The sequence below is a fragment of the Desulfonema magnum genome (assembly GCF_017377395.1).
In the GTDB taxonomy this organism is placed as follows: domain Bacteria; phylum Desulfobacterota; class Desulfobacteria; order Desulfobacterales; family 4be13; genus Desulfonema_C; species Desulfonema_C magnum.
Genome location: NZ_CP061800.1, coordinates 1018828 through 1044650 on the forward strand (window position 1 = coordinate 1018828; position 25823 = coordinate 1044650).

A 25823-nucleotide genomic window follows, 5' to 3' on the forward strand; every position below is an offset into this window, starting at 1 on the left:
AGGAAGACGCATGAAACTCATTTTTATCATTGCAGTTTTGGCTATGGCAGTATTTCTTGTCTCCTGGGCAAATGCCCGTGAAATCGGATTTATTGAAGATTTCAGCTTGTCCCGGGACAGGTCCGAAGTTCTGAAACAACTGATTCCGGGAACCAATGACTATTATTACTACCATTGTCTTCACGCCCAGCACACGGGCGACTTTGAGCAGGTTCACAAAATGCTCGGACTTTGGATCAAACGTCAGGACTATACTCCGCAAGTCAAGGAAATCCTGAACCGGCAGGCATTGCTCGAATATCAGCGTAATCCTGAAAAATCCCTGGAACATATCAGAAAAGAGCTGAATCTCCGCTTTGACCATCGCAAAGAGATCGCCGCTCAGAAGACAAACTATCCCTCTGAGCTTGACCAGAAACACATCAGCATCTCCGCACTTACCGAAAAAGCCTTTTCCCGCTATAAAAATCTCCAGGGCATTGAGGACGCGGGGCTTGATATTCTCCGGCATGAAAAGCTCAGTCCGGAGCGGCGCAGAGACATGCTTCAAAGATTGCAACGCCCGGATATTCCCAATCTGCCGAAACTCGTGGTGGATGATCTCAGATACAAGCACAGCAGCGGTTTTGGTTCCTTTCCAATTCACCGCCAACTGCTGAAATCGCAGTTGGATGAATGCCTCCGACTTATGCCGGAGCTGACGGATAATTCCGAATTTATCACCACGTATCTTTCAAAGCTGGGTCCCAGCGATGATGCGGACATCCGCTATGATCCTGCGGAAAAAAAACAATGGCTTGACAGGCTGTGGACCTTTGTAAAAAAGCTGGCTCCCGCGCACAATTCCCTGAAAGCGCACATTCTCTGTCAGATTCTGGAGATGAACCGCAAACAGGGAAATTATGATCACGATCTTTTCATGGAATATATCCGGCTCCCCCGGAATGTTCATTACGTCAACCCCGATTATGTCAGACACCAAAAACACCGTCATGTAAAAGCGGATCTGAATGCGGACTTTTCCAGCATTACCCAAACGCCTCCTGTCGGGACAGATGAGGCACTGATCCGAGACTATCTTTCTCACTATTTTCTAACCGCAAAAAATTACAAGGCTTATATCAAATTCATCAAAGATACCTGGCTCAAAGAAATTTTTGCGGAGACAAAGATCATCAACGGCCTCGGTGACATGGAGCAATGGTATTCTATGATGGATCCGGCTCAGTACCAGGCCCTCAAAGCGCGGGTTGATCTTGATTTTTTGCCTGTCAACAAGCCTTTTTTTGCCACAGATGAGCCGGTCACACTTGATCTTTACGTCAAAAACGTAAAAACGCTGCTTGTCAAAATCTTTGAACTGAACACCTTTAATTATTACCAGACCCATTTGCAGGAAGTGGATACCGCCATTAATCTGGACGGCCTGACGGCCACCCGGGAAGAAGTTATAACCTATGAGGAACCGCCGCTGCGACGTATTCGCAGAAGTTTTGAATTTCCTCAGATGAACACTCCGGGCGTTTTTGTGGTGGAATTTATCGGAAACGGCAAAAGCAGCCGGGCCGTGATTCGCAAAGGGAAATTCTATGTTACCGATAAGATCGGCCCGGCAGGGCATGAGCTTACTGTGCGGGATGAGATGAATCAGAAGCGAAAGCAAGCGTCTGTCTGGCTGGCCGGACGGGATTTCACGCCGGACGAGGAGGGCGTTATCATTATCCCCTTCAGCAATAACCCGGGACTTGAGACCATCATTGTGAAAGACAAAGACTTTTGCTCACTGGCTTCGTTTGATCATATGTCGGAGAATTACAGGATGCAAGCCGGATTTTATGCGGATCGGGAATCACTTCTCAGAGGCTTCGGCTCCAAAGTTGTTGTGCGCCCTGTCCTGACACTGAACGGACATCCGGTCAGTCTTTCTCTTTTGGAAAATGTCCGCCTTGTTATTGACTCTGTTGACCGGGACGGTGTGTCGTCGGTCAAAGAGGTTTCTGATTTTGAGATTTTCGAGGATAAGGAATCTGTGTTTGAATTTCAGGTTCCTGATCATCTGACAAAAATTGGCTTCACACTCAAAGCTCAGGTTCAGAACATGAGCCGGAACAAAAAAGAAGATGTGTCCGATCATGCGGAATTCTCTCTCAACAGCATTGACAGCACCATGGGCTTGGAAGATATTTTTCTGAGTCATGCGGATGATGCCTATATAATCGAACTCCTGGGCAAAAACGGAGAACTCAAACCCAATTGTCCCATCAGAGTGGAACTCAAACATCGTTATTTCCGAGAAACGATTCATGTTCCCATGCAAACGGATGACCAGGGACGTATTCACCTTGGAAAACTTGAGGGAATTGAACGGATTCAGGCCAGGGGGTCGGGAAACATCTCGCATAAATGGCGGCTTGCCAAAGATTTGTATCAATATCCGAACACGATTCACGAACAGGCCGGAGAAACCATTAGGATTCCTTATGTCGCATCTGTCAGGAAGACCCCGCGCCTCAGTTATACGCTGTTCGAGAAACGCGGGCAAACTTATGTTGCGGATTACACTGGCAATGTTCAGATATGTGACGGTTTCCTGGAGATCAGGGGAATTCCTGCGGGAAATTATGATCTTTTCATCAAAGAGAGCAATAGAAAAATTAACCTGCGTCTGACCGAGGGAAAAACTGAGGAGGGATTCGTTATTTCCAAAAACCGTGTCCTGGAAATCAAAAACGAAAACCTGCTTCAGATCAGCAGTGTCAAAACGGATAAAGCATCTGTACGAATTCAACTCTCCAATGCGTCATCGTTTGCCCGTGTGCATGTGTTGGCAACCTGTTTCATGCCGTCGTTTGATATGTTTTCCAATCTTGTTTATACCGGCCTTCCGGAGCCGTATCAGATACGACCGGGCCGGGCTGAGTCCCAGTATGTCGCGGGCCGAAATATCGGAGATGAATATCGTTACATCCTGGAACGGAAATATGCGGAGAAATTCCCCGGAAATATGCTGAACCGGCCTGAATTGCTCCTGAATCCGTGGAACATTCGCAAAACCGAAACTGCCAGGGACGAGGCCGCAGCCGGAGAACCACCTGCCAGTGAATCATTGGATATTGATGAGTGGGGAAAGCCTCGTATGCGCCCCCGATGCGCTCTGCCTCGGCCTATGGAGTGTTTTTCCAATCTCGACTTTCTAAATGAAGCATCTGTGTTGCTGCTCAATCTCAGACCAGATGAAAACGGTCTTGTGACTATTGAGAGAAACCAGCTCGGAGCGCACCGGCAGCTCCACTGTATTGCCATTGATCCACTCAGTACTGTTTATCGGGAGATAACGCTGCCAGACACGGAAATCCAAACAAGAGACCTGCGTCTGGTTCAGAGCCTTGAGGCTGAAAAACATTTCACGGAGCAGAAGCAAATTTCTCTGCTTCATCCCGGAGAAACCTTCCGGCTGACAGATATGACGACTTCTGATTTTGAAGTGTATGACTCGCTGGACAAAGTTTATCAGCTTTTGGTAACGCTCAGTGAAAATGCCACGTTGCAAGAATTCAATTTTATCCTCCGATGGCCTGAAATGGATGAGGCTGAGAAACAGGAGAAATATTCAAAATACGCGTGCCACGAACTCAGTTTCTTCATTTATCACAAAGATCAGAAATTTTTTGAGCAGGTGATTCTGCCTTATCTCCGAAACAAAAAAGACAAAACATTTCTTGATCACTGGCTTCTCGGTGAAGATCTGACGGCTTATCTCGAACCGTGGGCATATTCCCAGCTCAATATCGTGGAAAAGATTCTCCTTGCCAGACGAGGCCCCGGAGGCAAAGATCGGACAGCCCGCTCTGTTAAAGATTTGTATGACATGATTCCGCCGGATATTGACGAGTACAACCGCCTCTTTGACACGGCATTGAAAGGAAGCGCATTTGAAGAAGATTCCTTTGGATTTGCAGGGGCAAAGGAAGAGGCTTTGGAAATGAAACGTCTGTGGGAAGCGCCTGCGCCTGTGGTTGCCGCTCAAGCTGCCACGCCAGAGCTTGAAGATATTTTTGAAATGGAGTCGGATAATGATTCTATATCAGATGAAGTAGAATCCATGTATGCTATGCCCATGAAGAAAAGTATGCGTCGCAGCGTGAGAGATAAGAAAAAAAAGGCAATAATAGTAGCGGGAGCCGCTAATGATCGTTATTTCACTCCCCGTGATAAGGCTCGGAAAAAGGCTCGCCAGTTTTTCCGCCAACTGGACAAAACAGAAGAATGGGTTGAAAATAATTACTACAAACTGCCCATTGAATCGCAGAATGCTGATCTCATTACGGTGAATGCGTTCTGGAACGACTATGCCCAAAGCGATATACAAGAACCTTTCCTCTCAAAAAATATTGCTTATGCATCCCGGAATTTTGCGGAAATGATGCTGGCATTGTCCGTGCTTGATATTCCCTTCAAAGCAGAGAAGCATGAAACAACGACGAAGGGAGTTATGTTCTCACTCAAAGCGAACAGTCATAGCATTGTATTTCACAAAGAAATCCGTGAAGGTCAGCCTTCGGAAGAAAAGATTCCCCTTCTTGTGAGTCAGCATTTTTTCCGGGCAGATGACCGGTATTATTATGAGGATAACGAGCGTTTTGATAAGTTTGTCGAGGAAGAGTTCCTGGTTCACACCGGGTACGGATGTCAGATGGTGTTGAGTAATCCCACATCATCCCGGGGAAAGCTGCGAAGCCTTTTGCAGATTCCCCGGGGAGCCATACCGCTGAATAACGGCTTTTACACCAAAGGCATTCCCATGACCCTTGAGCCTTATACCACGCGGACATTTGAGTATTATTTCTATTTTCCTGAAACTGGCAAAATTAAGCACTATCCCGCGCAGATCGCCAGAAATGAGGAATTTGTCACCAGTGCGCCGGCCTCGGAGTTCAATGTGGTGGCTGAACTCAGCCGGACAGACACAGACTCATGGGAGTATGTTTCTCAGCATGGCACTGAAAAAGAGGTTTTGGCATTTCTCAATGCCCATAATCTCAATCGCCTTGATTTGAATAAGATCGCTTTTCGCATGAAAGAGAAGGCATTCTTTAAAAAGATTACTGATCTGCTCCGAGAAAGGCACACATATCAGCACACGCTGTGGTCCTACAGCATTTACCACAATGAAAACACGCTGATTGCCGAATATCTCAGACATTCCCCTTACGCTGAGAAATGCGGAGACTATATTGAAACGCCGATTCTGTCTGTCAATCCGGTTGAGCGGAAAATTTATCAGCATATGGAGTACAGGCCCCTGGTGAACGCGCGTGCGCATCAGCTTGGCAAGCGGCCGAAGATTCTCAATGATCGGTTCTATGACCAATATCATCGCCTTATGCAATACCTGAGCTATCGCTCCTCACTTAACGATGATGATCTGCTGGCAGTTACCTATTATCTGTTGCTTCAGGATCGGGTGAGTGAGGCCATTCGTTTTTTTGAACGCATCACGCCTGACAAAATTCAGTCTCGTATGCAGTACGACTATGTTCAGGCGTACCTTGATTTTTACACCGGAGATATTGAGCGGGCCGGACGTATCGCATCAGAATATCTGGAATATCCTGTGGCAAGATGGCAGAATATGTTTCAAGACGTTGCAAATCAGCTTGATGAACTGGAAGGCAAAGCCCCTGAAGTCGCGGATAAGGAGAGCCGTGATCAGATACAAACCCGGCTGGCTGCCACGGAGACGAGCTTTGATATCAAAGCAGAATCAAGGTGTGTGACAATTGATTATCAGAACCTGAGTTCGTGCCGGGTGAATTATTATCCCATGGACATTGAACTGCTCTTTTCCCGGAATCCATTTGTTCAGCAGGAGACAGGACATTTTTCCTTTATTCGGCCCAATGATACTGAGGAAATCGAACTTCCCTCAGATCAGACAAGCCTGATGTTTGAACTTCCTGAGAAATTCCACAACAGCAATCTCATGATCGAGATCGTTGCCCAAGGCATGAAAAAATCACAGGTTTATTACGCAAATTCTCTTGACATACAGCTCATTGAAAAATACGGGTATTTGAAAGTCGCACATCAGGAGACGCATAAGCCGCTGGCGAAAACATACGTCAAGGTCTATGCACAAATGAGGGGCGGTGATATCCGATTTTACAAGGACGGTTACACCGATCTTCGAGGCCGGTTTGATTATGTTTCCCTGAATACCAATGAACTCGACAATACGGAGAAATTTGCCATTCTGATTCTGAGTGAGGAATACGGCGCAGTGATTCGGGAGGTGTCTCCGCCAAAACGCTAAAATCAGAATCTGTTGAAATTCCGAAGGCATCTCTCAGTTCGTAGTTCCTCGCTCAGGCGGTCATCGCATATAAGTCTTTTGATTTGAACAATATACCTGATTTATCTCACAGGGAGGGCTTATTTATAATCTGGAGGAATAATTCCAGTCCCGGAGGAACGACCGAAAATAGCCCGACAGTTTATTGCCGGGACGGATATCCCGGGCTTTCCAGGTCCCGCAGGGACAGCCGAAAAGCCCGGCATCCCTTCCGGATAAAAATCATTTCCCGAAGTTGTGAATGCGCCCGTCACAGGGTATTTTATTTTTGGAAAAATCCCTTTCTAATTTTTCATTTCGACAGCTTGTGGGCATCATGTGATTGTCTCATTTTTAGTGGCCGCCTCAGTCTGTGACAAATTGCATTATTAAAAAAAGGAAAAGGAATAATGAAAAAATTAATTCTTATATCAGTTGCAACGTTTATGATCGTTCTGCCAACTGGTGCTTTAGCTGAGAAGCTTGTTATTGCCATTGCCGAATGGCCGCCATATATAATGGCAGGAAAAGAGCAGCCTTCAGGGACAGATGTGGATATTGCCCGCGAGATATGCCGACGCCTCGGAATTGAGCCGTAATTTAAGATGTTGCCTTGTAAGAGAGCCTTGAAATATATGGAAAAAGGAAATGTAGAGTTGTTGCTGACTCCCAGACGCACGCCGGAACGTGAAAAGTTCATGTATTATCCTTCTGAACCTATTCACATTGAAAAAACCGTTCTCATCGTCCCAAAAGGGAGCAGCATAAAAATAACCAAGCTGGATGATCTGAAATACAAGAAAGTCGGAGTTGTCGGGGGATACAGTTATGATCCGGAGTTCGATAACCATCCGGATATAAAAAAAATTGTGTGCGATGACGATAAGGCATTAGTAAAAATATTTGCTTATAAGCGAGTGTCCGTAACCGCAGGGGTGGACGAGGGGGCGATGAGATACCTTTTCAAACAGGCAGGCATTGAAATCGAAGTGGCTTATGTTTTCAGCGGCATACCGAGCTATATCGCGTTTTCAAAAAAAGCTGCCGGAGGAAGGGGAAAAATTTTTGCTGAAAAATTTGGCGAGGCTTTGCGCATTTTAAAAGAGGAGGGGGGTGTTAAAAAAATTGAAAGCAAGTATTTTTAGAATCCCGAGTTCTGGTACAGTTTCCACGATATAGCTTGATAACGATTTGGAATTTATATGATAAGTATTTGTTTTTTCAGAAAAATACTACATTTTGAGTGATTTTTAAGAGTGCCCCCGGCAAGGATCGAACTTGCGGCACATGGATTAGGAATCCATTGCTCTATCCACTGAGCTACGGGGGCAAAATCAATTTATTTAATGTGTAACATAAAGATAAAATTTAATCAACATAAAGTTTTTGTCCTGGATAAATTTTGCTTCTTTGCGTCAGATGATTCACCCGCAGAAAACGATCTAAAGGCATATTGTATCGTCTTGCAATTTCACGGGGAATATCCCCCCGTTTTACCCGGTATGTTCTCAGATCACGAGCTTTTTTGCCGGATGATTTATAACGCCCGGGGATTTTTAAAACCTGTCCGATGTGAAGTTTTGAATTGGGCAGATTGTTCAGACACCGAATTTTTTTTGTTGTCGTATGATAGCGGCTGGCAATATTCCAGAGAGAATCCCCTCTTTTGACCCGATGCTTTGATATTCGTTTGCTTTTTCCTTTGCCGGATTTTTTTGAAGTGTACTTTGTCGGTATTTTAAGCATTTTTCCGGCAACAATATAACCCCTTTTGTTTATTCTGTTCACCCGCCTGATGTCTTTGACACGGATCCGATATCGCTTGGCGATATTTGAGAGGGTTTCACCCTTTCTTACTTTATGATACTTAACCACTCGCTTTTTTTTCTGTTTCGCCGGATGATACCTAACCGCTCGCTTTTTTTTCTGTTTCGCCGGGGATGACACGACCGGTATTTCATCTATTCGTGAAAGCAGAATATCACCTGTCCGCGAAGGGATTCTGAGCGAATACTGAGGGCTTGGTACAATATTATAACGAAGTTCAGGATTCAGTTCTCTCAGGCTTTCTTGCGATGTGCCAATGATTTTTGCCACATCTTTAAGATGAACCTGTTTTGAGATTGTCATGGTCTCATATTCCAAAGGTGAGCATGACGTTACCGAAGAGAGGCCATATTTTTCAGGGTTATTAACAATATGAAGTGTGGCTAAAAACCGGGGAACATATCGGGCTGTTTCCCGAGGAAGCCGCTCATACAAATCCCAAAAATTATCAAGATAATTGAGATTTTGCTCCCGTATGACCCGAAGCACCCTTCCTTCTCCGCAGTTGTAGGCAGCCAGAACCGTTGTCCAATCCCCGAACATCTGGTGCAATTCCTTTAAATACGCTACAGCCGCTTTTGTTGCCTTTTCAGGGTTAAGTCGCTCATCTATATACCTGTCACGTTTAAGACCGAATTTGGCTCCGGTGGACTGTATAAACTGCCAAAGTCCGAGGGCCCTGGCAGGGGATAAGGCATATACGTTGAATCCGCTCTCAATCAGAGGAAGCCATGACAAATCAGTAGGCAGTCCTGCTTTTTTTAACTCTTCAACAATATATGGACGGTACTTCCCTGAACGCCGGTATGCTTTGAGAAAAAAATCATTGCTTTTACATTTGCCATTACTTGTAAAAGAGTCAATCTCTGCCTGAACATATTTGTTCATTATCATGGGAATGGCATTATGTTTCCCATTTACAACAATATGACGGGAAGCATAAATCTCAAGGATACGTTTTGAAATCATAAAACGCAGATCTTCTTTCTGCTGTATCAGCTTGGGATTGTCGTCCGTATCCACTTCTATAATTAAAGAATATGCCTGGTCCAGCGCGTCAAGTGCGTTATCAAGCTCTCCTTTTTCCCATAAATCCTGGGCTGCTTCACAAAAATCAAGTGCTTCGTCCAAGATACCATTGGGGGGGGGATTGTCATAAGCTTCTGCTTCATTTTCTGCTTCAGTTTTTTTGATATCATCACTTTTTTCAAGTGATTCCGGTTCGATAGGTTCCTCACTCTCACAGTCGGAAATAATTTCTGCAGAGTCTGAACTTGTATGTTCCCTGTTATTTATTTTTTTTTCAGAAACGCTCGAAGAAACGGTATGGACGGGTTTCAATAATGCCGTGTTCCTGATTGGTGAAACTGAAGTATTAAATGTTTGCAAACATCCGCACAAAAGCGACAGCAATACCGATAAAAAAATAGTGTGTAAGTTCATCAAATCCGATCCTTCACAAAGCTTATTTTCAAGAACAAAGTCACAGAAAAGCCAGATAACCATCGGATTTTTTATTCTTAATCCTGAATGACATTTTTGCAGCTTTGATAAGACGTTATAATTTTCGCATCCGTCCGAAAGTTTTAGTTTTTTGAACACTTCGGGTTTTCGACCCGCTTAAATTCAACAAAAAATCGCTGTCGGACAGGGTTTTCAGCGTCTGTCTCATATTTCTATGAAACAAAGTGAAAAAAACCTTACTTTCAGTGATACGGTCATTTTTAACATTTTTTTGTAACAACGCCGAAGTTAAAAAATAAAAAATATTTATTTATAATCTCTTTGATTTTTTTGAGATTTCAGTTATCAGCAAACAGACAATTATGAAATTTTGCTGATTATAACGGATTTAGGGGAGGGCACAACGTCCTGAAATTACTATATGTCAGAATGGAAAATCTGTCCGTCACGGGGTTCCGGGAACCGGAAATTCAGGATATTTGCTTCCCCGGAAACCGACGTTTTCCGGGAATGTCCGTCCGGCTTCCTGTGAAAACGGAAGGTCGCGCACAGCCTCCCGAAATCGGAGCCTCCCCTAAATCCGTTATAATCAGAAATTTTGGTAGTCCTGCACAAGCAGTGATGAATGAAATTCAGTATCCTGATAACCGGGGGACTGAACGGGATTCATCACTACCTTTGCAGGACTACCGAAATTTCTTCTTCCTTGGCGGTGAAAGAATTCAGCATGTGAATAATTTTTATTTTTTTATCTCTTTGAAATTATTGAGAATCAGAAGTGAGACCGTTTTGTTCCGATGATAATAAGTTAAATATGCCAAGATGATTTCCAAAGAAACTGTTGCTCGATTACACAAATACAGGGGAGTTTGTCAAGAATTTATATCCTAAAAAATAATTTTACTGTTCAATGGATGGCTGTCCCTACCTTTTATATCTTATATAAAATTACCAGCTTCAGCGATATTCTTTATTTAAAATGGTAAATAATAGCTGATATTCTGAAAAAAAGAGCAATTTTTTATTATATTTACGAATATTCAAGTTTTTTAGCCCATAACCAGGGTTGATATTAACGAAGAATAACAGTAGGTACAGAAGTTCTTTTAAGCAGCGCATATTCTTCTTTGAGGATTTGTGATTTTCCATATAGCAGCATGAATGGTATATGAGCCAGCGTAGCTCAGCTGGTAGAGCTACTGATTTGTAATCAGTGGGTCGGGGGTTCGAGTCCCTCCGCTGGCTCCACAAAAAAGCAAAGAAGATAAAAAAACAAGATGGTGGGGTTCCCGAGCGGCCAAAGGGAACAGACTGTAAATCTGTCGGCGAAGCCTTCGGAGGTTCGAATCCTCCCCCCACCACCATTTTTATCAGAATAACGTAGTTTGCCAGCGGGAGTAGCTCAGTTGGTAGAGCTTCAGCCTTCCAAGCTGGATGTCGCGAGTTCGAATCTCGTCTCCCGCTCCACAATCTGATAAGTTTGTTTATTATTTTGCATGTGCATTTACAATAATACTGGCATACTTTAAAAAAAATAAATAGTTATATTTGATATAAGAGTAACAGCCTTCTTTTTTTAAAAAAATATTATTATACTTTCACTCAGTCAATAATTAATAAAAATCTCTGATATATTATTTAAAAAAATAAGCTTTTTCGGTGTCAGGTATCTCTGCAAGCTCATTGTTTGCAAGAGGCAACGTCCGTTGAAGCTGAAATTTTTTTTAAAAAAGAGTGCTGCTTCATAATTTCGGATTCGGCAACCGAAAGGCGGTATATCAAAGCCGATGTAACTCAGAGGTAGAGTAACGCCTTGGTAAGGCGTAAGTCATGGGTTCAACTCCCATCATCGGCTCCATTATTTTATAATTAAACTTGGCAGAAACCGAACTTAAACGAAATAATTGATAAAAACCTCGGTTTCTTGTGGTCACTAAGGGGAGGACAAGGAAGATGGCGAAGCAGAAGTTTGATCGAACTAAGCCGCATGTGAATGTAGGAACAATTGGTCATATTGATCATGGTAAGACAACATTGACAGCGGCAATAACGAAGCATATGGGGTTGAAAGGGATGGCCGATTTTATTCCGTTTGACCAAATAGACAAGGCCCCTGAAGAGAAAGAACGGGGGATAACGATTGCGACAGCACATGTCGAATATCAAACGGACAATCGTCATTATGCTCATGTTGACTGCCCCGGTCATGCGGACTATATTAAAAATATGATTACCGGTGCTGCCCAGATGGACGGAGCAATATTGGTTGTCGGCGCAGACGACGGTCCCATGCCCCAGACTCGTGAGCATATACTGCTGGCCCGCCAGGTGGGAGTTCCCCGAATTGTCGTGTTTCTGAACAAATGCGACATGGTGGATGACGAGGAACTTATTGAGCTTGTGGAACTGGAGCTGCGTGAACTCCTGGATAAATACGAATTCCCAGGGGATGACACACCCATTATACAAGGAAGCGCCCTGAAAGCCCTTGAAAGCGATGATCTGAACAGCGACGAAGCTAAATGTGTGTTCGAACTCATGGACGCCATTGACTCATTTGTTCCCGAACCCAAACGTGACATAGAGAAACCCTTCCTCATGCCCATTGAAGATGTGTTCAGCATATCCGGACGAGGTACTGTGGTCACTGGCCGGGTGGAACGGGGTATCATTCATGTGAGCGACAACGTGGAAATCGTGGGAATACGCCCCACTCTCAAGACCGTGTGTACCGGCGTTGAAATGTTTCGGAAGCTGCTTGACGAAGGACAGGCCGGAGACAACGTTGGACTCCTGCTGCGAGGCACAAAACGGGAAGAGGTTGAGCGTGGCCAAGTGGTTGCCAAGCCCGGAAGTATCACCCCTCATACAAAATTCGAAGCCGAAGTTTACATCCTCAGCAAAGAAGAAGGCGGCAGACACACCCCTTTCTTCAGCGGATACCGTCCTCAGTTCTATTTCAGAACTACTGATGTGACAGGCATACTCACACTGCCCGAAGGCGTGGAAATGGTCATGCCTGGAGACAACGTGAAAATCAGAGGTGAGCTTATTACCCCCATTGCAATGGAAGAAGGACTCAGATTCGCAATCAGAGAAGGCGGCAGAACAGTCGGTGCCGGCGTGGTAAGCAACATCATCGAATAAATCCGTTGCCAAAGAATTTGTTGTCCGTTGAAAAAACAACGGACAACCGACAACGGACAACAAACAACGGACAACAGAGAATATGAGAATAATTGTTACCCTTGCATGTACCGAGTGCAAACAGAGGAATTATACAACCACAAAAAATAAGCGAACAACACCGGACAAGCTGGAATTCAGGAAGTATTGCAGATTTTGCAGAAAACATACGCCGCATAAAGAAACAAAATAGCTCCGCTATCCCCGAAGTTCTTACAATCAGAAAGAAACGGGTCCCCGACCCGTTTCTTTTTTAAAAGAAATAAGACCGCTGAAATATAAATGACATTTTTTTTATTGTATTCTCAGCTAAGGCGCAGACATTGTCAGGTATTATTATCACATTTCAGGAAATACGAATATATGCCGGTGAAGTGAACACCGGAAACAAAATAGGAATCAGATAGGCGATTAAAAGCAGATTTTACAGGCCAGTAGCTCTAACGGCTAGAGCGCCGGACTCCAAATCCGGATGTTGCAGGTTCGAATCCTGCCTGGCCTGCCAAATTTTTTTCGGGGAAAAGTCGTCAGACCGTTCCCCCGGCATGAGCTTCAGAGAATAAACAGATTTTACCCTCTCCCTCATATTCATCAGAAAAACGGAGAAAAGTGTGCAAAATCGTTTTAACTCTGAAGCTTTCAATATTTTAGGAGCGCAATGGGACGGTTGCTAAGAAAAAAAACCTCGGCAAAAAAAAAAAAAAGACAGGACGATGGCAATTTATTGTCATCTGAAACAAACAACGGTGAGACATCTGTCAAAACAACAGCGTTTGCAAATTCTCCCGGCAGAGGAAACGAAAGTCTGTCCCGGACAGCAGGCAGATCAACATCAGGAACACACAAAAAAAATCTGCCACCGGCCGGCATCAGAAAATATCTGGGAAAAGGGACCCGATTTCTGAGAGAGGTCAGAGCCGAACTGAAAAAAGTGACATGGCCCTCACGCAAACAGACCACGGCATCCACCATTGTCGTAATTGTGCTTGTCATGATTATATCTCTCTTTCTCTGGGTGGCTGACATGGGACTCTCAAGCCTGGTCCGTACGGTACTCCGATAAAAATCATTCCGGTGTGACAAATGACAAGTGACAAATTAAAATGGTATATTGTTCATGTTTATTCAGGATTTGAAAACAAGGTGAAAAAATCGCTCGAAGAGCGAATCGCATCATCCTCCCACCCGGAAAAATTTGATGAGATCATCGTGCCTACCGAACAAATCGTGGAACTGGTAAAAGGAAAAAGAAAAACATCATCCCGCAAATTTTATCCCGGATACATTCTTGTCCGCTTACAACTTGATGATGAGACGTGGCACATTGTGAACAGCACCGACAAAGTCAGCGGTTTTTTAGGCGGAAGAGAAAATCCCGCCCCCATTTCCGACGAAGAAGCTGAAAAAATTCTGAGCCGCATGGAAGCAGGTCAGATAAAACCGAAACCAAAATACTTCTTTGAATCCGGAGATGAAATCCGTGTGACAGACGGACCCTTCACAAATTTTAACGGCACAGTGGAGGAAGTGAACCCGGAAAAGGGCAAAATAAAAGTCATGGTGAGCATCTTCGGACGGTCAACACCCGTAGAACTGGAATTCGTACAAGTTACCAAACTATAATTCAGTTACCAGCCTCCGGCGACTATAACTGAAAACTGATAGCTGATAGCTGAAAACTAAGGAAAAAAATGGCTAAGAAAGTTATTGCGCAGATAAAATTGCAGGTTGCGGCAGGCAAAGCCAATCCGTCTCCTCCGATCGGGCCTGCCCTGGGGCAGCATGGTGTGAACATAATGGATTTTTGCAAGGCTTTTAATGCCAGAACTGCAAATGACGAAGGAATGATCATCCCTGTTGTCATCACGGTCTATCAGGACAGATCCTTTTCATTCATAACCAAAACCCCGCCCGCGGCCGTGCTTCTCAAAAAAGCCGCAGGAATTGCCAAAGGAGCAGGAGACCCCAAGCGAAACAAGGTTGGTAAAGTCACTCTGACGCAGGTGGAGGATATTGCAAAACAGAAAATGGCTGACCTGAACGCCAATGACCTGGCTGCTGCGTGCAACATCGTGAAAGGCACCGCCAGAAGCATGGGAATTGAGGTGGTGTAAACTGAAACAGGTACGGGGCGAGAGGCAAGAGCCAAGGGGAGGGGCCCCGGGTCTTTGTCACCTGCCCCTCGCCTTGAAGGAGAAAAAAATATGCCCAAGCGGGGGAAAAAATATTTGGAATCCGTCAGGTCCGTGAGATCCGCAGAATCCCCGGGGGATTTTGGCGAATTCGTGAAGACGGCAATTGATTCGTCTTACGCCAAATTCGACGAAACCGTTGATATCGCAGTCCGTCTCGGTGTTGATCCGAGACATGCGGATCAGATGGTCAGGGGGACGGTTGTCTTACCTAACGGAATCGGAAAAAAAGTCAGAGTGCTTGTGTTTGCCAAAGGCGAAAAAGAAAAAGAAGCTTCTGACGCAGGTGCGGATTTTGTCGGAAATGACGAAATCATAGAAAAAATAAAAGGAGGCTGGACAGATTTTGACAAGGCCGTGGCCACGCCGGATATGATGGGAACCGTGGGGAAAATCGGTAAAATTCTCGGACCCCGGGGACTTATGCCTAATGCCAAATCCGGTACTGTCACCTTTGATATTGCAAAAGCTGTCACCGAACTCAAGGCAGGCAAAATAGACTTCAGAGTCGAAAAAGCGGGGATTGTCCATGCGCCCATGGGCAAAGTCTCATTCGGGGCGGAAAAAGTAACAGAAAATATCATTGCCTTTTTAGATAAAATTGTACGTCTCAGACCGTCTTCCAGTAAGGGAACCTACCTCAGAAGCGTTGCCATTTCCACGACCATGGGACCTGGGATCAGGGCAGACATGGCATCTGTCAAAGATCTGCTTAAATAAATTCGATTTTTTTTTTCGCTGAAATACGGAGCGTGCCGTGTGCCTGTCCTGTGAGCAGTACCGGTATTCTGCTCCCGGATTTATTTTTCGTTTCATATCAGAGACCGCAGGTTCCGAATTTTTCAGAGTTCGGAGTAATCGGCCGTGCCGGCCTGCCGAGATTAAAGGAGTGTTATAACCAAATGAAGCTGGACAAAAAAAAAGAAATTGCAGAAAGCCTGCATGAAAAGTTTGCAAAGTCCCAAATTGTCATTGTCACGGACTACAAAGGTCTGGATGTGATGACAATGAATGATTTGCGAAAAAAACTCAGGACAGAGTCCCCGCCTTCGGAACCGGGAGGGGGAACAGAGTACCGGGTGGCAAAGAATTCCCTTCTGACCCGGGCATCCGAAAACACGGACGCAGCGCTTATCAGTGATCAGTTCAGAGGGCCTGTTGCCGTGGCGCTGGGATATGACGACCCTGTGGCACCGGCAAAGGTGCTGACGGAATTTGCAAAAGAAAACGAGAAGCTTGAAATAAAAGGCGGTGTCATGAAAGGCAAGGTCTTGGACCCGGATGCCATTCGGAGACTTTCTGCACTGCCTTCCCGTGAGGTTCTTCTGAGCCAGGCACTGTCAGCTATGAACGGTGTTCCCGGGTCATTTGTCAGGGTACTTGCCGGTACTTTGCAGCAATTAATGAATGTGTTTCAGGCTTTGCAGGAACAAAAAAACAACTGAGAGAATTGAGAATTTAAAATTTAAAATTGAGAATTTAAAATTCTCATGGGTCAGTTTTGTCAGTTATTAATAATTTTACGGAGGAAAAAAAACGAAATGGCGGAAATTACAAAAGCAGATGTTATAGAATTCATTGCCAATATGTCAGTGCTTGATTTGTCCGAAATGGTCAAGGAAATGGAAGAAAAATTCGGTGTCTCAGCAGCAGCACCGGCAGCTGTGATGGCTGCGGTTCCCGCGGGCGATGCCGGAGCTGGCCAGGCTGAGGAAAAAACTGAGTTCGATATTGTCCTGACCACTTCCGGTGACAAGAAAATTCAGGTGATCAAAGAAGTCAGAGCCATTACCGGCCTGGGTCTCAAAGATGCTAAAGCCCTGGTGGACAGCGCCCCTGCCCCGGTAAAAGAAGGCGTGCCCAAAGAAGACGCTGAAAAAATCAAAGCCCAGCTCGAAGAAGCCGGTGCGCAGGTCGAACTGAAATAAAAACAGACTGAGAATTGACAATTGACAATTCTCAGTTCTCAGTTCTCAGTTCTCAGTTCTCAGTTTTCAGTTTCCGGTTTTCAGTTCTCAGTTCTCAATTCTCAATTATCAATTATCATTTGCCAATGAAACGCATCAGAAAAAGCTTCGGTAAAATACGAAAAATTGTTGAAATACCCGATCTTATCGGTATGCAGCGGGATTCCTATCACCGTTTTCTGCAATCTGAAACACCTCCTGAAAAACGGGAGGACATCGGCCTGCAGTCCGTATTCAGATCTGTATTTCCCATAAAGGATTTCAGCGGAAGCGCCTCCCTTGAATTCGTGTCCTACAAATTCGGTCCTGTCAAACACGGTGTGGAGGAATGCATTCACCGGGGCATGACTTACGAAGTCCCGGTGAAAATCACTGTCCGTCTCGTGGTTTATGACGTGGACAAAGAAACCGGAACCTCCAATATCCGGGATATCAAAGAACAGGAAATTTATTTTGGCGCCATTCCCCTGATGACCGACAAAGGTACGTTTATCATCAACGGGACAGAACGGGTGGTGGTGAGTCAGCTGCACCGGTCCTCGGGTGTGTTTTTCAACCATGACAAAGGCAAGACGCACTCCAGCGGCAAGGTGATTTATACTTCCAGAATTATTCCTGTCCGGGGATCCTGGATTGATATGGAAGTGGACCCCAAAGACATTGTCCATATCAAAATAGACAAACGCCGGAAATTTCCGGTCACGCTTCTGTTCAAAGCCTGCGGTTATTCGTCCGAGGATATTCTTTCTTATTTTTACAAAACACAGACAGTCCGGGTCTGTGTGCCTGAAAATTATGAAAATAAGCCGGAAGACACGCTTTCATCTGATCAGACTGCTTTGCCCCGGTTTTTTCTGGAGTTCGGCGAAATATTTCAGAAAGGACAGCGGGCCGGCAGGGATGTCACAGACCCGCTCACGCACGAAATTGTGGTGAAAAAAGGACGAATTTTCACCCGCCGGGCATTGCGTCAGCTGAAAGCTTCGGGTGTCAGAATGATTCCCGCGGACACTGAGGATATTCTCGGGAAAATAACAGCCCTGGGAGTGCCCCGTCCCGGGGAAGACAGTTTTCTGGCCGGACCCAATGAGCTGATTGATTCTCCTTTGCTTTCGGAAATGGTCCGTGCGGCCCGTGCGCTTCCTGTCACGGAAACAGACCATGGCAGAGCGCATGTTCTTGAGTTCCGGGTTATTTTCACAGGCCAGGTGTCAGGGGGCGACGCAGTGCATAAGACGCTGCTGCTTGACAAAGCTGAGACCAAGGAAGAAGCCCTTCTGGATATTTACCGCCGTCTCCGGCCCGGAAATCCGGCCACGCCCGAAGTGGCTCAGGATTTTATAGATCAGCTGTTTTTCAAATCTGCCTATTATGACTTGTCCGGAGTGGGCCGTATGAAAATCAATCTCCGTCTGGGAATTGACACGCCTGTGCATGTGCGGACATTGCGAAAGGAAGATATCCTTCTTACGGCAAAAACACTGATCGAGCTTCGGGATTCCCAGGGAATTGTGGATGACATAGACCATCTTGGCAACCGGAGAGTCCGGGCCGTGGGCGAACTCCTGGAAAATCAGTACCGCATCGGACTGGTGCGCATGGAACGGGCCATCAAGGAACGCATGAGCCTCCAGGAAGTGGATGCGCTCATGCCCAACGACCTGGTCAACCCCAAACCTGTGTCAGCCGTGCTCAAAGAGTTTTTCGGAACCAGCCAGCTGTCCCAGTTCATGGACCAGACCAACCCCCTGTCCGAAACCACCCACAAACGCCGGCTGTCCGCCCTGGGACCCGGAGGACTCACCCGGGAACGGGCCGGATTCGAGGTCCGGGATGTGCATCCCTCCCATTACGGACGGATCTGTCCCATAGAAACCCCCGAAGGTCCCAACATTGGTCTGATTGTGTCTCTGTCAACATATGCCAGAGTCAATGATTACGGCTTTATTGAAACACCTTACAGTGTGGTGAAAGATGCCGAAGTAACAGAGCATGTCCGGTTTCTGAGCGCTTTTGAAGAAAAAGATCATCCCATTGCCCAGGCCAATGCGCCTCTGGAAAGTATCGCATCCGGCACAGAAAAAAAAAATCAGGACAGTGCTTCCGGAACACCGGTCCGTTTCAGAAATCTTCTGGTGACATCCCGTGTGATCGGCGAATTTATGATGGTTCCCCGGGAGCGGATCGAACTGATGGATATCTCTCCCAATCAGCTGGTAAGTGTGTCCGCATCCCTGATCCCTTTTTTGGAAAATGACGATGCCAACCGTGCGCTCATGGGCTCCAATATGCAGCGTCAGGCTGTGCCGCTCGTGGCACCTGACGCACCGGTGGTCGGCACAGGCATTGAAGGCGTGGTGGCCCGGGATTCCGGAGTCACCGTGGTGGCGCCCCGGGACGCTGTCGTGGCTGATGTGGAAGCCTCCCGTATTGTGCTGAAAATAAAAGATCCTGAGTTCGGAAATTCGGATGAGAGAGAAGCCAAGGATATTCCCGGACAAAGACAGGGCCCGTCCGCTGTGAAGATCTTCAATCTTTCCAAATTTGTCCGGTCAAATCAGAACACATGCTTTAATCACCGGCCCATTGTTGTGAAAGGTCAGCATGTCAGAGCCGGGGAAGTTATTGCAGACGGCCCGGCCACGGACAGCGGAGAACTTGCTCTGGGCAAAAACGTCACTGTGGCGTTCATGCCCTGGGGAGGATATAATTTTGAGGACTCCATTCTCATCAGCGAAAATCTCGTAAAAGAAGGCGTTTACACATCCGTACATATTGAGGAATTTGAAGTCGTGGCCCGGGATACCAAACTGGGAAAAGAGGAAATCACACGGGATATTCCCAATGTGGGGGACGAGGCCCTCAGAGACCTGGATGAAAGCGGTATTATCCGTCTCGGGGCCGAAGTGGCCGCAGGGTCGGTTCTCGTGGGAAAAGTCACACCCAAAGGAGAAACCCAGCTTTCTCCTGAGGAAAAACTTCTCAGGGCCATTTTCGGGGAAAAGGCCGGAGATGTCAAAGACACATCTCTGAGAATCCCCCCGGGTGTCGAAGGAATTGTAATTGACGCCAAAGTGTTCTCCCGGCGGGGGGTGGACAAGGATGACCGCACCCGTTCCATTGAGGATGATGAAATTGCGCTTTTGGAAAAAAACAGGGATGACGAACTTTCCGTGCTCAGGGAGGTGATCCGGGAACATATTCGCAGACTGTTATCCGGTTCGGAAGATTTGTTTCTGAAGAAACCGTTTTCCTATACTTCGGTGGGTACGGGTGAGAAAAAGCTTCTGAACAAAGGGGTTCTTCTCACTCCGGAGATGAGCGATGACATACCTGTGCGTCAGGCTGACAGACTCTTGCTGACAAATGCGGCTGTCACGGAGAAGATTCAGCGTCTGGCTGTGATTTGTAAAAAAGAAGTGCGCCGGTGCGGGGCTGAGTTTGAGAAAAAGGCCGGCCGTTATGAAAAAGGGGATGACCTTCCCCCGGGTGTGAACAAAATGGTCAAAGTTTATGTGGCCATGAAACGCAAGCTTTCAGTGGGTGACAAAATGGCCGGGCGCCACGGAAACAAAGGCGTGGTCTCCTGCATTCTTCATCAGGAGGACATGCCGTTTTTTGAAGACGGAACACCCGTGGACATGGTTCTGAATCCTCTGGGCGTGCCTTCCCGGATGAACGTGGGACAGATTCTTGAAATTCATCTGGGCCGGGCTGCCAAAGGACTGGGAGATCAGCTGAATCATCTGGCCGAAAAAAACCGGTTTGACGCGTTCAGAAAAAAAATGCGGGAAATCTTCAAAAATCAGCTATCGTCCGAGGAGGACAATGCATTGGAAAATGCTTCGGACAGAGAGCTTCGGAAACTGGCATCCCAGTATAAACGGGGCGTGAACATGGCCACGCCGGTTTTTGACGGAGCCAAGGAAGAGGAAATCAAGGCGATTCTCAAACAAGGAGGGCTTTCCGAATCTGCTCAGACAGTCTTGTATGACGGCCGCACAGGTGAGGCGTTCAGAGAAAAAATCACCGTGGGCACAATGTATATGCTCAAGCTTCATCATCTCGTGGATGACAAAATTCATGCCCGGTCCATCGGACCTTATTCTCTGGTGACTCAGCAGCCTCTGGGGGGCAAGGCCCAGTTCGGAGGTCAGCGTCTCGGGGAAATGGAAGTCTGGGCCATGGAAGCTTACGGGTCAGCATATTCTTTGCAGGAATTTCTGACAGTCAAATCCGATGACATGGCCGGCCGGACACGTATGTATGAAAAAATTGTCAAGGGTCAGAATGTGCTGGAGCCAGGTATCCCGGAATCTTTCAATGTGCTTACAAAAGAGCTCCAGTCTCTGGGGCTGGAAGTGAATTTGCTGGAAAAAGAGGACTGATATGGAAGCGCTTTATGATTTTTTCGCAAGACCCAAAGATCCGAGGCTTTACAGAGGCGTTCAGATTGCCCTGGCCTCGGGTGAGCTTATCCGCCAGTGGTCCCATGGTGAAATTAAAAAACCTGAGACCATTAATTATCGCACCTTCAAACCCGAACGGGACGGACTTTTCTGTGCCAAAATATTCGGGCCGACCCGGGATTATGAATGCAACTGCGGCAAATACAAACGCATGAAACACCGGGGCGTGATCTGTGAAAAATGCGGGGTGGAGGTCATTCAGTCCCGGGTCCGAAGAGAGCGCATGGCCCATATTGACCTGGCCGCAAGCGTGGCGCATATCTGGTATCTTAAAAGCCTGCCCAGCAAAATCGGGAATCTTCTGGACCTCACGCTGAAAAATATGGAACGGGTTCTTTACTTTGACAGCTACATTGTCACTGATCCCGGGGATTCGGACCTTGTGCGGTGCCAGCTGCTTTCTGATGAAAAATACCGGGAAGCCCTGGAAAAATACGGATTTGGCAAATTTGAAGTGGGAATCGGAGCAGAAGCAGTCCGCACCTTGCTGGAAGACGTGAATCTGGAGACGGTTCATAATGAACTCCGGGCCGACACCAAAGCCACATCCTCTTCCACCAAACGTCAGAAGCTTTCCAAGCGTCTGAGGATTGTGGATGCGTTCCGCCGCAGTCATGTGAGTCCGACGTGGATGATTATGAATGTGATCCCCGTGCTGCCTCCGGATTTGCGTCCCCTGGTTCCTTTGGAGGGGGGACGGTTTGCCACGTCGGATCTGAATGATCTGTATCGCCGGGTCATTAACCGCAACAACCGGCTCAAGCGCCTTATTGATCTGAATGCTCCGGATATCATTGTGCGGAATGAAAAACGTATGCTTCAGGAATCCGTGGATGTGCTGTTTGACAACGGCCGTCACGGACGGGTCATTACCGGAACCAACAAACGCCCTCTCAAATCATTGTCTGACACACTCAAAGGCAAACAGGGCCGTTTCCGTCAGAATCTTCTGGGAAAACGGGTGGATTACTCAGGCAGAACCGTGATCACCACAGGTCCGAGCCTGCGCCTTCATGAATGCGGTCTGCCTAAGAAAATGGCTTTGGAACTTTTCAAGCCCTTTGTATATTATCGTCTGGAACATAAGGGACTCGTGTCCACAGTGAAAAGCGCCCGCAAACTTGTGGAGCGGGAAACCCCCGAGGTCTGGGACACGCTTGAGGAGGTGGTAAAGGAATATCCCATCCTGCTGAACCGTGCGCCCACGCTTCATCGTCTGGGATTTCAGGCCTTTGAGCCTATACTGATCGAAGGAAAAGCCATTCAGCTGCATCCGCTGGTATGTACTGCTTTTAATGCGGATTTTGACGGGGATCAGATGGCTGTGCATATTCCCCTGTCTGTGGAGGCTCAGATTGAAAGCCGGATTCTCATGCTTGCGTCCAATAATATTCTGTCTCCGGCAAACGGGTCTCCTATTATTGTGCCCAGTCAGGATATTGTGCTGGGGATTTATTATATGACCCGGGAAATTTCCGGTTCCCGGGGAGAGGGGATGACGTTTGCCGGTCCCGGGGAGGTGCGCTCGGCTTATGATGCGGGAATGATTGATCTGCATGCGGGAATCCGTGTGCGAATGGGCGAAAGCACAGGGCCCGGATCCCGGGAAAGGGTTTCCACCACTGTGGGCCGGATTATTCTTTGGGAAATCATTCCCAAAAATCATATTGTGACGCTGCGTCATGTCCGGGTGTCTTCGGAGGCTGAGGCCGTCAGGATTCAGGAAGATCCGGAATTCGGGGCAGAGGTCTTTGAAAAAGCAGAGATTTTTGAATGCCGGAATGATGAGTTTGCCCGGAATTTCAATGTGTCAGATACAGAAACAGAAACTGTGTTTGCTCTGGGCACGGAAGAGACCGCGTGTCTCACAGCTCCGGATGCGGTTCATGTGTTCCGGGGAGTGAGCAGGCGTCCCGAGATTCCGTTTGATGTGGTGAACAAAGTCATGGATAAAAAGACTTTGCGGGATTTGGTGGATTTTGTTTACAGAAATCTGGGGCCCAAGGCCACGGTGATTTTGTCTGACCGGCTTAAAAACACGGGATATGCATATTCCACAAAAGGGGGGCTGTCCATTTCCATTGATGCCATGATTGTTCCGGAATCCAAAGAAGAAATTCTTAAGCAGGCCGAACATCAGGTTACGGAGATCGGACGTCAGTATTCAGAAGGACTGATCACCCAGGGTGAAAAATATAACAAGGTGGTGGATATCTGGGCCAAGGCCACGGATGAGGTGGCCAATGAGATGATGAGGGCCATGAAGCAGGCTGAGACAAGCAATCCCATTTATATGATGGCGGATTCCGGAGCAAGAGGATCAAAAGATCAGATGCGTCAGCTTGCGGGAATGCGGGGGCTGATGGCCAAGCCTTCGGGCGAGATCATTGAAACGCCCATCACAGCCAATTTCCGGGAGGGCCTGTCCGTGCTTCAGTATTTCATTTCCACGCACGGGGCAAGAAAAGGGCTGGCTGACACAGCCTTGAAAACTGCCAATTCAGGATATCTGACCCGGCGTCTGGCCGATGTGGCTCAGGACTGCGCAGTGATGGAGCCGGACTGCGGGACCATGATGGGGGTGGAGGTCACGTCTCTGATGGAAGGGGGCGAGGTGATTCAGCGCCTGGGAGAACGGATACTGGGACGGATCGCGGCCGAGGAGGATATCCGGGACCCGTTCACAGACGAGGTACTTGTGCGGATGGGCGATGAAATTGACGAGGCCGGTGTGAAACGCATCGAAGACGCAGGCATCACCAGCGTTAAAATTCGGTCGGTGCTGACCTGCCGGACCCGTCACGGCGTATGCGTCAATTGCTACGGCCGGGACCTGGCTCACGGCCGCAAAGTGGAAATCGGTCAGGCCGTGGGAATTCTTGCGGCACAGTCCATCGGAGAACCCGGAACCCAGCTGACCATGCGAACATTTCATATCGGCGGAACTGCCAGCCGACGGGTGGAACAGGCCGACATCCGGGCACGTACCGACGGCACAGTCCGCTTCACAGACCTGAATGTGGCTCAGGTGAGCGCAGGTTCGGTTTCTCCCGGATCTGACAATGAAAAAACAGATGCGAAATTCCCTTCGGAAGACCGCACCGAACTGGTGGTCATGAACCGCCGGGGCGGCGAATTCGCCATTATGGGAGACACCGGCCGTGAACTGGAAAGATTCCCCGTGATTTACGGTGCCCATATCCTGGTCAATGACGGACAAAAAGTCAGTTCAGGAGACCTTCTGGCAATATGGGACCCTTTTACCACACCCATTATTTCGGAAACAGACGGCGTGATCAAATTCGGAGATATCACCCCGGGAAAAACGCTTCAGGAAATGGTGGACCCCGTCACCGGCAAATCCAGCCGCACCATTATTGAATCCAAAATTTCGGATGTGCGGCCCAGAATTTCCGTGAAAGATGAATTCGGCAAAACCAAAAAACTGGAAGGCAAAGAAGAAAAACACGAAGGAAAAGGATCCGGAAAACCCAAAGCGGCCCGCTACACACTGCCGGTCAATGCCGTGCTCATGGTGGAAGAAGGCGCACGGGTCAGAGCCGGGGAAGTGATTGCCAAACTGCCCCGGGCCACAACAAAAACCAAGGATATCACCGGTGGTCTTCCCCGGGTCGCAGAACTCTTTGAAGTCAGAAAACCCAAAGAAACAGCCGTGTTAAGCGAAATCAACGGGTATGTGTCTGTGTCAAAAGGAGTCAAAGGAAAACAAAAAGTCACAGTTACGCCCGTGGAAGTGGGAGAGAAAAAAGAATATCTGATTCCCAGGGGCAAACATATCAATGTGTATGAAGGCGATTATGTCAAAGCCGGAGAACCGCTGATCGGAGGGGCTGCTATTCCCCAGGATATTCTTAATATTCAGGGCGAAGTTTCTTTGGCCCGTTATCTTGTGGATGAGGTGCAGGAAGTTTATCGTCTCCAGGGTGTCCGTATTAATGACAAGCATATCGAAGTTATTGTGCGGCAGATGATGCGGCGGGTGAAGGTGACTGATCCCGGGGATACGGATTTTATTACTGAGGAGCAGGTTGATAAAATTAAATTCGAAGAAATGAACCAGGCCATCAAAGCCAAGGGGGGGAAACCGGCCAGGGCCGAACCGCTTATTCTGGGAATTACCAAGGCTTCTCTGAGTACGGAGAGTTTCATTTCCGCAGCTTCTTTTCAGGAAACTACGAAGGTGCTTACTGAGGCGAGTATTGCCGGTGCAAAAGATTATCTCAGGGGACTTAAGGAAAATGTGATTATGGGGAGGATTGTTCCGGCTGGGACGGGTTTTTCTGCTTACCGTGATATCGCTGTTGAGGCAGAGAATCTGTCAAACAGTGAGATTTTTGTCTGATGCGTGTTTTTAATTATCGGACAG

Annotated in this window: 14 protein-coding genes and 6 tRNA genes; 18 read left to right on the forward strand and 2 right to left on the reverse strand. The window is 47.1% G+C overall.

The window, feature by feature from the left end; all coding sequences use genetic code 11:
- Positions 1-10: 10 nt before the first annotated feature.
- From dnm_RS04075 to dnm_RS04085, 3 genes are all read left to right on the forward strand, one after another.
- A complete protein-coding gene (locus dnm_RS04075; protein ID WP_207681440.1) occupies positions 11-6313 on the forward strand; it encodes a hypothetical protein in 6303 nt (2100 codons plus the stop codon).
- Positions 6314-6741: 428 nt separating this feature from the next.
- The gene (locus tag dnm_RS31440) at positions 6742-6930 is read left to right on the forward strand and encodes a transporter substrate-binding domain-containing protein (protein WP_207681441.1); all 189 of its coding nucleotides are present in this window, start codon (positions 6742-6744) and stop codon (positions 6928-6930) included.
- Between the two features lie 36 nt (positions 6931-6966).
- Positions 6967-7476: a substrate-binding periplasmic protein gene (locus tag dnm_RS04085; protein WP_207681442.1), complete on the forward strand. Its 510-nt coding sequence runs from the start codon at positions 6967-6969 to the stop codon at positions 7474-7476.
- Positions 7477-7588: 112 nt separating this feature from the next.
- Here the strand turns inward: dnm_RS04085 and dnm_RS04090 are convergent.
- Positions 7589-7661 (reverse strand) — tRNA-Arg (locus tag dnm_RS04090).
- Positions 7662-7699: 38 nt separating this feature from the next.
- Positions 7700-9499 carry a LysM peptidoglycan-binding domain-containing protein gene (locus dnm_RS04095; RefSeq protein ID WP_207681443.1) on the reverse strand — a complete coding sequence of 600 codons (1800 nt, stop codon included), beginning with the start codon at positions 9497-9499 and terminating at the stop codon, positions 7700-7702.
- Between the two features lie 1295 nt (positions 9500-10794).
- On the opposite strand from dnm_RS04095, the gene dnm_RS04100 reads away from it, so the two are divergent.
- The 15 genes from dnm_RS04100 (at position 10795) to rpoC (ending at position 25799) form a co-directional block, all read left to right on the forward strand.
- Positions 10795-10870 (forward strand) — tRNA-Thr (locus dnm_RS04100).
- Positions 10871-10901: 31 nt separating this feature from the next.
- Positions 10902-10986: transfer RNA gene (locus tag dnm_RS04105), tRNA-Tyr, on the forward strand.
- A 27-nt stretch (positions 10987-11013) separates the two neighbouring features.
- Positions 11014-11089: transfer RNA gene (locus tag dnm_RS04110), tRNA-Gly, on the forward strand.
- Positions 11090-11405: 316 nt separating this feature from the next.
- Positions 11406-11480 (forward strand) — tRNA-Thr (locus dnm_RS04115).
- A gap of 95 nt (positions 11481-11575) precedes the next feature.
- Entirely contained in the window at positions 11576-12769 is a 1194-nt protein-coding gene (tuf, locus tag dnm_RS04120; protein WP_207681444.1) for an elongation factor Tu, read from the forward strand.
- An 82-nt stretch (positions 12770-12851) separates the two neighbouring features.
- The gene (rpmG, locus tag dnm_RS04125; protein WP_207681445.1) at positions 12852-13001 is read left to right on the forward strand and encodes a 50S ribosomal protein L33; all 150 of its coding nucleotides are present in this window, start codon (positions 12852-12854) and stop codon (positions 12999-13001) included.
- A 235-nt stretch (positions 13002-13236) separates the two neighbouring features.
- Positions 13237-13313: transfer RNA gene (locus dnm_RS04130), tRNA-Trp, on the forward strand.
- 153 nt (positions 13314-13466) lie between these two features.
- Entirely contained in the window at positions 13467-13871 is a 405-nt protein-coding gene (gene secE, locus dnm_RS04135; protein ID WP_207681446.1) for a preprotein translocase subunit SecE, read from the forward strand.
- A 20-nt stretch (positions 13872-13891) separates the two neighbouring features.
- Positions 13892-14431 carry a transcription termination/antitermination protein NusG gene (gene nusG / locus dnm_RS04140; RefSeq protein WP_207681447.1) on the forward strand — a complete coding sequence of 180 codons (540 nt, stop codon included), beginning with the start codon at positions 13892-13894 and terminating at the stop codon, positions 14429-14431.
- 68 nt (positions 14432-14499) lie between these two features.
- Positions 14500-14922: a 50S ribosomal protein L11 gene (gene rplK, locus dnm_RS04145; RefSeq protein WP_207681448.1), complete on the forward strand. Its 423-nt coding sequence runs from the start codon at positions 14500-14502 to the stop codon at positions 14920-14922.
- Positions 14923-15012: 90 nt separating this feature from the next.
- Complete coding sequence (gene rplA / locus dnm_RS04150; protein WP_207681449.1) at positions 15013-15720, forward strand: 50S ribosomal protein L1; 708 nt, start codon at positions 15013-15015, stop codon at positions 15718-15720.
- 182 nt (positions 15721-15902) lie between these two features.
- Entirely contained in the window at positions 15903-16445 is a 543-nt protein-coding gene (gene rplJ / locus dnm_RS04155; RefSeq protein WP_207681450.1) for a 50S ribosomal protein L10, read from the forward strand.
- A 96-nt stretch (positions 16446-16541) separates the two neighbouring features.
- On the forward strand, positions 16542-16928 hold the full coding sequence (rplL, locus tag dnm_RS04160; RefSeq protein WP_219739700.1) for a 50S ribosomal protein L7/L12: 387 nt from the start codon (positions 16542-16544) through the stop codon (positions 16926-16928).
- 125 nt (positions 16929-17053) lie between these two features.
- Positions 17054-21355 carry a DNA-directed RNA polymerase subunit beta gene (rpoB, locus tag dnm_RS04165; protein WP_207681451.1) on the forward strand — a complete coding sequence of 1434 codons (4302 nt, stop codon included), beginning with the start codon at positions 17054-17056 and terminating at the stop codon, positions 21353-21355.
- A gap of 1 nt (position 21356) precedes the next feature.
- A complete protein-coding gene (gene rpoC, locus dnm_RS04170; protein WP_207681452.1) occupies positions 21357-25799 on the forward strand; it encodes a DNA-directed RNA polymerase subunit beta' in 4443 nt (1480 codons plus the stop codon).
- The last annotated feature ends 24 nt before the right edge of the window (positions 25800-25823 follow it).